The sequence below is a fragment of the Vibrio atypicus genome, assembly GCF_009811315.1.
In the GTDB taxonomy this organism is placed as follows: domain Bacteria; phylum Pseudomonadota; class Gammaproteobacteria; order Enterobacterales; family Vibrionaceae; genus Vibrio; species Vibrio atypicus.
In genome coordinates, this window is record NZ_BLID01000012.1 from 44,280 (window position 1) to 56,270 (window position 11,991).

Sequence of the window (11,991 nt, forward strand, 5' to 3'; positions counted from 1 at the left end):
CAACTCAGTTTTTAAATTGCTGCTCTATGTTGTGGAGATCACCTATGTTTAACGCACTGATTCTAAACCAAGAAGACAAACGCACTATCGCTTCAATCGAACAGATCGACGAGGCACAATTACCTGAAGGTGACGTCCTAATCGAAGTTGATTACTCATCACTAAACTACAAAGATGGCTTAGCGATTACCGGTAAAGGCAAAATTATCCGCAACTTCCCTATGGTGCCAGGTATCGATCTCGCAGGTACCGTAGTGAGTTCAGAAGATGACCGCTACCAAACTGGCGACAAAGTGGTACTGACTGGTTGGGGTGTCGGTGAAAACCACTGGGGCGGTATGGCACAACGTGCGCGTCTAAAAGCAGATTGGTTAGTGCCTCTACCACAAGGCTTAGACAGTAAAAAAGCCATGATGGTCGGTACTGCTGGCTTTACTGGCATGCTATGTGTGCAAGCGCTGCTTGATGCGGGTATCAAACCAGAAAATGGTGAAGTACTTGTCACAGGCGCAAGTGGTGGTGTTGGCTCTGTGGCGGTTACTTTGCTTGCTCAGCTTGGCTACACAGTCGCTGCAGTAACAGGTCGCGTTGAACAAAATGGCCCACTGCTCGAAAAACTTGGTGCAAGCCGCATCATCGACCGCGTTGAGTTTGAAGAGCCAGCACGTCCGCTAGAGAAACAAATCTGGGCAGGTGCGGTTGACACGGTCGGCAGCAAAGTTTTGGCAAAAGTTCTCGCTCAAATGGATTACAACAGCGCAGTCGCAGCATGTGGTCTAGCGGGTGGTTTTGATCTGCCAACCACGGTTATGCCATTTATTCTGCGTAATGTTCGTCTACAAGGTATCGATTCAGTATCGTGCCCAACAGAGAAACGTATCGCAGCATGGGAAAAACTGGTTGAACTACTACCAGACAGCTACTTCGAGCAAGCATGTACTGAGGTTGAGCTGGCAGAAGCACCAAAATACGCTGAAGATATCACTAACGGTCAAGTAACAGGCCGCGTAGTTATCAAGCTTTAAGCTCGCACAATAAAAAGAGCCAGCACCTATAATGCTGGCTCTTTTTTTATTTAAGCGGTTTAGTCCAAACCAATATCTTCAATTCGTTTGGCAATCAAACGGCTGCACTCTTCCTTTACGATGCCTCTCAACCACTCTTGGGCAGGAGAATGTTCACAGCGCGGATGCCAGATCATCGAATAATCAAACGGCGTAAACTGAAATGGTAAAGGCTTAATCACCAAGTCATAACGCTCAGCAACCAGATAAGCTAAATCTGCCGGAACGGTAATAATGATTGGCATGGTATCAACGATAGCTAACGCCGCCTCAAGATGATAAGCACGCAGCACCATTTTGCGCTTAGGCTGATCCACCAATGCACCTTCAATCAAGGCTTTGACACCATCACTAATCGCAATCATTGCATGCGGATAAGTGAGGTAATCCGACAAGCTCATCTCTTGATTGGCTAACGGATGCTGTTTTGAAAGCAAACACAGCACACCTACCCGACCTAAAATCTCACTACGCAAAGGCTCAACAGGGCCAATGGGACGACAAATCGCAAGATCAGCATTTTCATAAGTCAGTTGATCGGCCAATCTGTCGTGCTGCAACGGCAGAAAATTAAACGACACATTCGGCGCTTCTTGATAAATACGCGGTAAGGCAAATGGCAAAATGGTCTGCATCGCATAATCTGTTGTCGCGATAGAGAAAGTTTGATCGCAGCTTTGTGGATCAAACTCTAATGGAGATAAAAGCTGACGCAAAGATTCTAGAGGCTCGCCCAAAGATCGATCAATTTCGAGCGCTTTCTCGGTTGGAATCAGATGCTGCCCTTGGCGAGTAAATAAAGGATCACCAAGCATTTCTCGTAAACGGCCAAGTACTCGACTCATTGCCGACTGGCTCAGATTCAAACGGTTTGCGGCCTTACTGACACTGCACTCTTCAATCAATACTCGCAGTGCCACCAGCAGATTCAAATCACGGCGATAGATATCTTCTAGTTCCACGTTCAATCACTGAATTAATAAGGGAATAAATGGATTGTACCTTTTTCAGGCAAAAAAAATCCCGCTTTTCAGCGGGGAAGCCCAAGAAAACTGGGGATAGTGTCGGAATGTAGTTGAATGTAGTCGCAAGTATGAACAATAGTTGGAAGTGCTATTGGCCATCCTCTTGCTCAGATGCGCTCGGCCAGCGATGCATCTCGAGCCAAATACCTATCACCGTGGCACCCATACCAAGCAATGGCATAAATGACGATGACTCCGCTGGAGAACGTAAAACCAAAGCACAGAAAGAGACAAAGCACAGCACGGAATAGATTGTTAAACGATCTAAAGCTGTCATAGAATTCTGATCCTTGATTTAAATGTTACCAACTTGTTAACTAAGTTAAAACAAAATGATCACTTTGCCAAGGGGTTATTGAATATTTTTTCTTCACTAGTATTATCTAGGCCAAATTGAGTTAAACAAAGAAACGACCATGACATTCAACCCAGAACAGGCAAATCAAACCCTAGAGGCAGAAGGATTACGCTGCCCAGAGCCAGTGATGATGGTCAGGAAGACAATTAGAAACATGCAAGATGGTGAGATTTTATTGGTGAAAGCCGATGACCCATCAACCACTCGTGATATTCCAAGTTTTTGTCGCTTTATGGATCATCAACTCATAGGCTCACAAACAGAAGAATTGCCTTATCAGTATCTGATCAGAAAAGGGCTCAGCTAAACATTTCAGCATACTCGCACTTTTTTATAACACCGCACAATTAATCAGTTTTTCATTATTTCCTCCCTTTATGCTGAGCGAAGTTAAGGGAGGAAACTTTATGCAACGCAATCATTCCATCGATGCTATTCGCGGTACGTTATTGCTCATTATGTCCATCAACCATTTTATTTGGATTACGGTCGGCTGGGCAGACATTCAATACATCACTCTTCAACCTTTTGGCCAAGTCGGTGCAGCTGAAGGTTTTATTTTCATTTCAGGTCTAATGGTGGGGTTAGTCTACTCAACCTACAACAGCCAAGTGATGCGTCAAAAGCTACATCAACGCGCAAAGCAGCTCTACATATACCACATGTCAGCTATCGCTGGTCTCCTCGTTGTCGGAGCGTTGTATATCCACTTTGTTCCACCTGTTCACACGTTCTATGACAATGTATTTCCTGGCTTAATGGAGAACAAAGCTCTCGCATTGGCTGCTAGCGCAACCTTGATTCACAAACCGGCCTACTTCGATATTTTACCCATGTATGTGATTTTCCTTCTGATCGCTCCAATCGTATTAAAGCAGCTATCAAAAGGACGTATGATTGAAATCTTAGTTGTGAGTTTAATTACGTGGCTGTCGAGTCGGTTTATTAATCTCTCGGAAATGCTTACACCTCTTTTCCCAGATAGTGAACTCAACACTGGCTATTTCAGCTTACTCGCGTGGCAATTATTATTTGTTATCGGGATCTGTTTAGGCTATCGCGCACAACACCAGCCCATCAATTGGTTCAAGTATCGTTCAGTGACTGCCTTAGTCGCAATTACAGCATTAGTGATATTCGTGCTTAATCGCAACGTATTAGGTCAGTATGGTATCCATCAAGGCACGCTGTATGAGCTAGCGGACAAACCGTTGATAGGCTGGCTACGAGCAGTCAACTTGCTGCTACTGGTATACCTGTTTGCATGGTTACTACACCGAAAACCCAACGCACTCGCCTTCAAGCCACTCGCATTGATCGGTCGTAACTCGCTACAAGTATTCACTTGGCATTATTTGGTGATATTTACTTTGGCTCCGGCAACCCTAGGTTACTTAGACTTTCAACCTAGCCTAACCATTAGTCTAATGATAGTTGCCTGTTCATTATTGATACCTCCTCTTTGGAGAGAGCGACGCAAAACCAACAAACTCAGCATCGAAAAAGTCAGACATAGTGGCTAAATAACATAAAATCAGCGTTTAATAACCGGGATAAGCAATTCAATATACCAAACTTGTCCCGGTTGCTCTTCAGCACAGACAATCCACTCAAGCCCTTTCCTTACAACAAAACCCACCTCATGAAGGTAAGAATAGTAAAGTGAGTCTAAGTCCTCACCTATTTGAGATAAGCAACCTTGTAGAACACATTTCAAAACCATACCTGATTTGATATGTGTTGAGCCACCCGATTCGATAGTAAAACGACTAACTTGATAATCATGATCTGGAGAGTAATCAGAGCTCTGTAACCGACCAATCATTAACTGTTCAGCACCGGCGTTTACTGCAGGTAGAGCGATTTTGAAATGATTCAAAACAAACGCCAATCGCTGGCTTTTTTCGACACACACAGCAGGAATTTCGACAGTTTCGATACGCCCTGATAAAGTTTGGTTGCTCAATGGAGAGCGACTTAAATGTTGAATTGAATCGGGAAGTGAGCTTGCCTTGGAGAAAGGTCGAAGCTCAACCCAAAACAGTAAGTTGCCATTTTCATCCAGTTGCCAAATATAGGGAAGGCGCTTAAGTGTCAATTTGCGAGGTATACAAAAGACCTGATTGAGGTAAACGAACAAGGCTTTAAGCGGAGGGTTATGAGATAAATTAAATCGCCACATCTTACGCTGAGATAACTCAATGCGAGCCAAAGGCTGTAATGAGCCTTCCTGCTCTCCATTACACACCGCCAACATTTGGAACTGACCAGAACTCACCGAACAATTATTGCGATATTCTAAAGCATAGTAGCGTCGATCTTGATGCTGCCAGCCACTAGTTGCTTCTGCGAACGTTTGCCACATCTGTTCAACCTTAAACCCCGTCTCTTTCTCATCAAAAAAAACAGAAGAAAAATTACTGACTACACCGAAGAAGGTATCAGCAGGAAAGGTGACCTCTTCTGGCGGGCATGACTGCATCCGTTGAAAAAATGACAGATAGATCGAGTCAATTGGAGGAACACCAAAAAACTTAGCCAATGTCGGATTACGTTTAAAATGCTTAGGTGATACGAGAAAATTTTGACGAACCGCTCGATACAGTGCTTCTTGAGATTCAAAACCATGCTCAAGCGCAATATCGAGCACATTGCGTTCAGAGCTTGCAAGAGCATCAATCGCAAGAGTAAGTAAACGCAAGCGATAATAGCGCCCAAGTGGGATGCCGGTGTAACGCTTAAACTCATGTTGAAGATGCCAACGACTGACATTTAAGGTAGTCGCGATTGCGTTGATGTTGAGTTTACACGGTAAACGTGTTTCAACCGTTTCAACAATACGATAAATAAAAGAAAACTGCCGCATAGCTCTAGTTGTATCAGGCAATTACAGCTGAGCAATCATGCTGCAAACAGTTTACGTCTCACTTCAAAAATTGCGTAAAAAAAAGCAGCCAATGGCTGCTTTTTACTATTCGTCGTATTCTAAGGTGCGGACTTCTGATTGAAGCTTATTGAGCTGCTTTCTCATCGCTCGCATCTCTTCATGCATTGGGATAATGTGCGCGACTCGAATCCAGGCCTCAACGGTCAATCCCGTCAAGATAAATGAGCCCGCGACAATCGGTAGCCACATATCCGTGAGTACCATGGCCAACAAGCACAAGGCTAGGCCAACAGTGAACAAATAACTCTGACTTTTTGGGGTCATCCCCATATAACGTGTAAGCATCTTCTTGCCCTCTCGCTATCATCCACAAGGTTAAATTACCATGACAATGATGACACTAATATGTCAACGATCACGTCTTTCACTGAATCCAATTAAAGAGTTTAAAAGCTGAGTTTTTTCCGTAAAAACAAAGGCCCCAACATAGAGTTAGAGCCTTGTGTCATTTTATTTTCTAGCGTTTAACTGCGAGGTTTCAAGTCAAGGACGTGTAATAAACGTTCTGGCGTTCCTTCCCAAATCATAGGGCGACCTTTCGGGTTTTCCGCATTCCACCAACCAGTGAAACGAGTCGTGTTGTACTGGTAGAAATTAGGGCCAGATAAGACAGGAACGGTGACTTGGTTCTCTGCAATCACCTTTTGGATAGAATGAGCAATCGCTCTCTGCTTTCCAACATCCGCTGTCTTGTAGAAGCTATCAAGAAGCGTATCTAATTTATCACTCTTCCAATGGTGCATAGCAAAACGCGGCATACCTTCTGAAGCTTGTAATCGAGAGTGGTAACCACTATCCCAATATTTGTGAGGCGTTGGTCCATGGAAGTAGTTGGTATAAGCAATGTCGTAATCAGCACCTAGCATACTCTTGTTGTAGATAGAGAAATCAGGTGTACGAGCTTTGACTTTAATTCCTACATCTAGCAATTGTTCCGTCGCCAACATGACCGTGTTGTTAAAGTCTGTCCAGCCCTGTGGTGACTGAATATTCAACTCAAACTTACCGCCGGATGGAGACTCAACAAAGCCATCATTATCTCGGTCTTTGTAGCCAGCTTTTGCCAATAGCGCTTTTGCTTGCTCTGGCGAATAGGTCATAAATGGCTTGTATTTATCGTGTACCGCTTCATCAGACCACGCTTCAAACGCATAGCCCAATCCAGACGCGAAGTCATTCATGACAGCATTGCCATAGTTAGCGATATCAATCAGTGTCTGACGGTCAATTGCCATAGAAAATGCGCGTCGGAACTGAATGTCATTTAACACTTCATGTTTAACTTTATCTTTCGATGCATAGTTAAACATAAAGGCTTGCGTCCCCGCTGGTGGGTACCAGTAACCATGATGGTTTGATGCTTTCATGTAAGTCTGATCAATGTCTGGGATAAATGAACCAGCCCAATCAATCCGAGAGTTCATCAACTCACCAAGCACTTGATCATTATGATTCATTTGTGGCACTCGCAAACAATCGACCTCCAGATTATCGTTATCCCAGTAGTGCGGATTACGACATTGTAAGAATAACGTCGAAGTAAACTGAGGCAGTTCAGTAAATGGTCCAGTACCAACAGGGTTAGGATTCATAAAGGCTGCGGGATCTTCAACGGACTTCCACTGATGCTCAGGCACCACAGGCACTTGAGCAATTTCGTAGCCAATATTGGTGTTTACCGTATCTAAATTGAAGCGAACTTGGTAAGGCCCCAACTTTTCTACCGACTTAATTTTACTGCTGATGCCACGATCGTCGATGTTTGGATTATTGCTTACCAGATCAAAGGTGAATACGACATCATCTGCATCGAACGTTTCACCATCTGACCATTTAACTCCTTCGCGTAGGTCAAACGTTATGCTGAGCAAATCATCACTCATCGTACTCCCAGTTGCGAGGCGATACTCAGGCACATTTCCTTTCAACTCATTAAAAATCACCAGAGGCTCGAACATGAAATCTCGCGCCGTATGAAGGCGAGAAACAGCATACGGGTTAAAGTTGCGAATCAATGATGGATTATGGTTTGGAATAATGGTCAGTTTAGACATGGCATCGAGATCAGACGCCAAAGTTGAGTTAGCAGAAAATACCAGTGCTGAGGTGATTAACGCAGATAGAAGATTTGTTTTCATGGCAATACCTTATGAGTAGTAATGCACAAAAATTAACCGGAGTATCCTTATTCTTCAACATGGGTAAAAGTAACTAAAAAACATAAAGTTGCACAAATAATACAACTTTTCCTGTTCGATAATTAAACAACGAAATTACCATAAAAAATAATGATACTTTGCGTGTCATATCATTGATTACAGCGGTATTTGAAGAAAAGTTACCACATTTTCAACAGGCATAAATTAATGCTGAATCTAATAAAATGCGATCAGATTAAAACTTCATCTGATCGCATCGACCGTAAGATCCAGATATTAAGAGAAAATGGCTGCACCAATGGCTAAACCAACAAACAGCAAAGCCGTCACTTTTCGGATCAATGCTAATGGCAATTTGTCTGCGGACAACTTGCCAATCAGCACCACTGGCACATTGGCAAGCAACATTCCGATAGTGGTACCGAGAATGACCATAATCAGCGCTTCAGAATACTGCGCACCCAATATCGAAGTGGCAATCTGTGTCTTATCACCTATCTCCGCAATGAAAAAGGCGATGAAACTGGCAACAAATGGGCCTCGATTGGAGATTTCCTCATCTTCATCCAATTTATCTGGAATAAGAACCCAGCCAGCCATAGCAAGGAAGCTCACCACCAACACCCATTTAAGAATATCAGGTGACAGGTAATCAGCCACCACAACACCAAGCCAAGCAGCAAGTGCATGGTTTGCTATAGTGGCAAAAAAGATAGCGGCAATAATGGGTATGGGTTTACGGTAACGACTCGCCAGTAGCAAGGATAGCAATTGGGTCTTATCGCCAATTTCTGCTAAGGCTACGGTAGTAATTGAAATAGCTAAAACGCTCACGACATGCTCATTGGGGCAGGGATTATAATTTTAACCATAGACAAACCTCATGCCCCACCCCGGTTCATGATGTTTATCTAAGGTCTTGCTAAGCTCATGTGCATGAGCCTCGAACGCCATGGTGATTGTGCACCAATTATGTTGACGAACGAACCGAGTAGAGACGACATCTACCAAGTAAGCTACTCCCCAAAGATGGCTGCATTTTAGCCATCTAAACCAGACATCTCAAGCAATTAACCCATCAAAAACTCCCTTTTAGGAAAATTTGAACCGATACGCCATTAAAAATCCACTAAAGGAGAATTTTGCTTAGGAATTAATCACGATTAGCGCTACTCCCATGCCAAATATCTGGGTATACTTGATTGTTATTTTTCTCTGTTTTAGACAGACCTTTTACTCAAAGAATCGCGCGAATTACTATGCAAAAATACGATATCAAAACCTTCCAGGGAATGATCCTCGCGCTGCAGGATTACTGGGCACAAAACGGTTGTACTATTGTTCAACCTCTAGATATGGAAGTAGGTGCAGGCACCTCTCACCCAATGACATGTCTACGTGCACTTGGCCCAGAGCCAATGTCGACAGCTTACGTTCAACCTTCACGTCGTCCTACCGATGGCCGTTACGGTGAAAACCCGAACCGTCTGCAGCACTATTATCAATTCCAAGTAGCCCTAAAACCTTCTCCAGATAACATTCAGGAGTTGTACCTAGGCTCGCTTGAAGTTCTTGGTATTGACCCGCTAGTTCACGATATTCGTTTCGTAGAAGACAACTGGGAAAACCCAACGCTAGGCGCATGGGGTCTTGGTTGGGAAGTATGGCTAAACGGTATGGAAGTGACTCAGTTCACTTACTTCCAGCAAGTGGGTGGCCTTGAGTGTAAACCTGTAACGGGTGAGATCACTTACGGTATTGAGCGTCTAGCAATGTACATTCAAGAAGTAGATTCAGTTTACGATCTTGTATGGAACGTAGCACCAGACGGCAGCAACGTGACTTACGGTGATATCTTCCACCAAAACGAAGTTGAGCAATCAACTTACAACTTCGAGCACGCCGACGTAGATTTCCTATTCACGTTCTTCGACCAGTGCGAGAAAGAGTGTAAAGAGCTACTTGAGCTTGAGAAGCCTCTACCACTTCCAGCTTACGAGCGAATTCTAAAAGCGGGTCACGCATTTAACATCCTTGATGCGCGTAAAGCTATCTCTGTAACAGAGCGTCAACGTTACATCCTTCGTATCCGCAACCTGACTAAATCAGTTGCTGAAGCATACTACGCATCACGTGAAGCACTTGGCTTCCCAATGTGTAAGAACAACGAGGAAAAGTAATCATGGCTAAAGAATTTCTAATTGAACTGGGTACTGAAGAGCTACCACCAACGCAACTTCGCACTCTAGCGGAAGCGTTCGCAGCAAACTTCGAAGCTGAGCTAAAAGGCGCAGACCTAGCACACGAAGGTGTGAAATGGTACGCAGCTCCTCGTCGTCTAGCACTTAAGGTTTCAGCTCTAGCTGAAGGCCAAGCTGACAAAGTGGTTGAGAAGCGTGGTCCTGCAGTTTCTGTGGCATTCGATGCTGACGGTAACGCAACCAAAGCGGCTCAAGGCTGGGCGCGTGGTAACGGCATCACAGTTGAGCAAGCTGACCGTCTAATAACAGACAAAGGCGAATGGCTTCTGTTTAAACAAGAAGTAAAAGGCCAAGCAACGTCTGAAATCGTTGTTGAACTGGCAGCAAAAGCACTGGGTAACCTACCTATCGCTAAGCCAATGCGCTGGGGTAACAAGACCACTCAGTTTATCCGCCCAGTAAAAACGCTAACTATGCTAATGGGCTCTGACCTTATCGAAGGTGAGATCTTAGGCGTAGCATCAGACCGCACTATCCGTGGTCACCGCTTCATGGGTGAGCAAGAGTTCACTATCGAATCTGCAGAGCAATACCCAGCGATCATAGAAGAGCGCGGTAAAGTAATGGCTGATTACGAAGCGCGTAAAGCAATCATCCTAGCTGATTCGCAAAAAGCAGCAGCAGCGGTTGGCGGTAAAGCTGACCTAGAAGATGACCTTGTTGAAGAAGTAACATCTCTGGTTGAATGGCCAGTAGTACTAACAGCGAAATTTGAAGAAGAGTTCCTAAAAGTTCCTTCTGAAGCTTTGGTTTACACCATGAAGGGTGACCAAAAATACTTCCCTGTTTACGATGAAAACAAGAAGCTACTTCCTAACTTTATCTTCGTATCGAACATCGAGTCTAAAGAGCCTCGCCACGTTATCGAAGGTAACGAGAAAGTTGTACGCCCACGTCTTGCTGATGCTGAATTCTTCTTCAACACAGACCGTAAGCGTCCTCTGATCGATCGTCTTCCAGAACTAGACCAAGCTATCTTCCAGAAGCAGCTTGGTACTATCAAAGACAAGACAGACCGCATCACAGAACTTGCTGGCTACATCGCTAAGCAAATCGATGCTGACGTTGAGAAGTCTAAGCGCGCAGGCCTACTGGCTAAATGTGACCTAATGACCTCTATGGTATTCGAATTCACGGATACTCAAGGTGTAATGGGCATGCACTACGCGACTCACGATGGTGAAGACGAACAAGTTGCACTGGCACTTTACGAACAGTACATGCCTCGTTTTGCTGGTGACGAGCTACCAAGCACAGGTATCTCATCTGCTGTAGCAATGGCTGACAAGCTAGATACTATCGTTGGTATCTTCGGCATTGGCCAAGCACCTAAGGGCTCTGACCCATTTGCACTTCGTCGTGCGTCTCTAGGTGTACTACGTATTATCGTAGAAAACGGCTACAACCTAGACCTAACTGATCTAATCGCAAAAGCGAAAGAGCTACTAGGCGACAAGCTAACCAACGACAACGTAGAAGCTGACGTTATCGACTTCATGCTAGGTCGTTTCCGCGCATGGTACCAAGATGCTGGCTTCAGCGTGGATATCATCCAAGCAGTACTGGCTAACCGTCCTACTAAACCAGCAGATTTCGATCAGCGCGTGAAAGCGGTATCTCACTTCCGTGAGCTAGAAGCGGCAGAAGCACTAGCAGCAGCGAACAAACGTGTAGGTAACATCCTAGCGAAATTCGATGGAGAGCTAGCTGCTGAGATTGACCTAGCACTTCTACAAGAAGACGCAGAGAAAGCACTAGCAGAAAGCGTTGAAGTGATGACAGAAGCGCTAGAGCCAGCATTCGCTACAGGTAACTACCAAGAAGCACTAAGCAAGCTAGCAGGTCTACGTGAGCCTGTTGATGCGTTCTTCGATAACGTAATGGTAATGGCAGACGACGAAGCTCTGAAGAAGAACCGTCTAACGCTACTTAACAACCTACGTAACCTGTTCCTACAGATTGCGGATATTTCTCTTCTACAGAAATAAATCTCAGCACAAATAAAGCCTTATGCTTTATAAGTCTACTCAAGCCCAACTCCTCGGAGTTGGGTTTTTCTTTATCAATGCCCCAATTTAGTGCTTTTCGTCTTATTATCATTAAGGTATGTTCAAGGATTACTCTATTGGTCAGCCACGCACTGATCTCTGATAACAATAAGCAATGACAATAATGAA

The 11,991-nt window shown here is 44.4% G+C and carries 11 protein-coding genes; 5 read left to right on the plus strand and 6 right to left on the minus strand.

Annotation, left to right across the window (positions count from 1 at the left end; genetic code table 11):
- Window positions 1-44: 44 nt before the first annotated feature.
- On the plus strand, window positions 45-1,025 hold the full coding sequence (acuI, locus tag GVO60_RS19925; RefSeq protein ID WP_159657214.1) for an acrylyl-CoA reductase (NADPH): 981 nt from the start codon (window positions 45-47) through the stop codon (window positions 1,023-1,025).
- A 59-nt stretch (window positions 1,026-1,084) separates the two neighbouring features.
- Here acuI and GVO60_RS19930 read toward each other — a convergent pair whose 3' ends face one another.
- Together GVO60_RS19930 and GVO60_RS19935 are read right to left on the minus strand one after the other, a co-directional pair.
- A complete protein-coding gene (locus GVO60_RS19930; RefSeq protein ID WP_159657216.1) occupies window positions 1,085-2,026 on the minus strand; it encodes a LysR family transcriptional regulator in 942 nt (313 codons plus the stop codon).
- Window positions 2,027-2,177: 151 nt separating this feature from the next.
- Window positions 2,178-2,366: a hypothetical protein gene (locus GVO60_RS19935; protein WP_159657218.1), complete on the minus strand. Its 189-nt coding sequence runs from the start codon at window positions 2,364-2,366 to the stop codon at window positions 2,178-2,180.
- 139 nt (window positions 2,367-2,505) lie between these two features.
- Here GVO60_RS19935 and tusA point away from each other — a divergent pair, with 139 nt between their 5' ends.
- Both tusA and opgC read left to right on the plus strand, forming a co-directional pair.
- Window positions 2,506-2,754, plus strand: a complete 249-nt coding sequence (gene tusA, locus GVO60_RS19940) for a sulfurtransferase TusA (RefSeq protein WP_159657220.1) — start codon at window positions 2,506-2,508, stop codon at window positions 2,752-2,754.
- Between the two features lie 100 nt (window positions 2,755-2,854).
- Window positions 2,855-3,970 carry an OpgC domain-containing protein gene (opgC, locus tag GVO60_RS19945; protein ID WP_159657222.1) on the plus strand — a complete coding sequence of 372 codons (1,116 nt, stop codon included), beginning with the start codon at window positions 2,855-2,857 and terminating at the stop codon, window positions 3,968-3,970.
- A gap of 11 nt (window positions 3,971-3,981) precedes the next feature.
- On the opposite strand, the gene GVO60_RS19950 is transcribed toward opgC, so the two are convergent.
- The 4 genes from GVO60_RS19950 to GVO60_RS19965 all read right to left on the minus strand — a co-directional run bounded on the left by GVO60_RS19950 (window position 3,982) and on the right by GVO60_RS19965 (window position 8,387).
- A complete protein-coding gene (locus GVO60_RS19950) occupies window positions 3,982-5,313 on the minus strand; it encodes a helix-turn-helix domain-containing protein (protein ID WP_159657224.1) in 1,332 nt (443 codons plus the stop codon).
- 105 nt (window positions 5,314-5,418) lie between these two features.
- Window positions 5,419-5,679 (minus strand): hypothetical protein, encoded by a 261-nt coding sequence (locus tag GVO60_RS19955; RefSeq protein ID WP_159657226.1) that lies wholly within the window; start codon window positions 5,677-5,679, stop codon window positions 5,419-5,421.
- Window positions 5,680-5,858: 179 nt separating this feature from the next.
- Window positions 5,859-7,532, minus strand: coding sequence for an ABC transporter substrate-binding protein (locus tag GVO60_RS19960; protein WP_159657228.1), 1,674 nt, complete (start codon window positions 7,530-7,532; stop codon window positions 5,859-5,861).
- 297 nt (window positions 7,533-7,829) lie between these two features.
- A complete protein-coding gene (locus GVO60_RS19965; RefSeq protein ID WP_159657230.1) occupies window positions 7,830-8,387 on the minus strand; it encodes a TMEM165/GDT1 family protein in 558 nt (185 codons plus the stop codon).
- Window positions 8,388-8,812: 425 nt separating this feature from the next.
- On the opposite strand from GVO60_RS19965, the gene glyQ reads away from it, so the two are divergent.
- Together glyQ and glyS are read left to right on the plus strand one after the other, a co-directional pair.
- The gene (gene glyQ / locus GVO60_RS19970; RefSeq protein WP_159657232.1) at window positions 8,813-9,733 is read left to right on the plus strand and encodes a glycine--tRNA ligase subunit alpha; all 921 of its coding nucleotides are present in this window, start codon (window positions 8,813-8,815) and stop codon (window positions 9,731-9,733) included.
- A 2-nt stretch (window positions 9,734-9,735) separates the two neighbouring features.
- Window positions 9,736-11,802 carry a glycine--tRNA ligase subunit beta gene (gene glyS, locus GVO60_RS19975; RefSeq protein ID WP_159657234.1) on the plus strand — a complete coding sequence of 689 codons (2,067 nt, stop codon included), beginning with the start codon at window positions 9,736-9,738 and terminating at the stop codon, window positions 11,800-11,802.
- The last annotated feature ends 189 nt before the right edge of the window (window positions 11,803-11,991 follow it).

Excerpts from the sequence above, each read along its gene's own strand:
- acuI (WP_159657214.1), top strand. The coding sequence starts at position 45 with ATGTTTAACGCACTGATTCTAAACCAAGAAGACAAACGCACTATCGCT.
- GVO60_RS19935 (WP_159657218.1), bottom strand. The coding sequence starts at position 2,366 with ATGACAGCTTTAGATCGTTTAACAATCTATTCCGTGCTGTGCTTTGTC.
- tusA (WP_159657220.1), top strand. The coding sequence starts at position 2,506 with ATGACATTCAACCCAGAACAGGCAAATCAAACCCTAGAGGCAGAAGGA.
- opgC (WP_159657222.1), top strand. The coding sequence starts at position 2,855 with ATGCAACGCAATCATTCCATCGATGCTATTCGCGGTACGTTATTGCTC.
- GVO60_RS19950 (WP_159657224.1), bottom strand. The coding sequence starts at position 5,313 with ATGCGGCAGTTTTCTTTTATTTATCGTATTGTTGAAACGGTTGAAACA.
- GVO60_RS19955 (WP_159657226.1), bottom strand. The coding sequence starts at position 5,679 with ATGCTTACACGTTATATGGGGATGACCCCAAAAAGTCAGAGTTATTTG.
- GVO60_RS19960 (WP_159657228.1), bottom strand. The coding sequence starts at position 7,532 with ATGAAAACAAATCTTCTATCTGCGTTAATCACCTCAGCACTGGTATTT.
- glyQ (WP_159657232.1), top strand. The coding sequence starts at position 8,813 with ATGCAAAAATACGATATCAAAACCTTCCAGGGAATGATCCTCGCGCTG.
- glyS (WP_159657234.1), top strand. The coding sequence starts at position 9,736 with ATGGCTAAAGAATTTCTAATTGAACTGGGTACTGAAGAGCTACCACCA.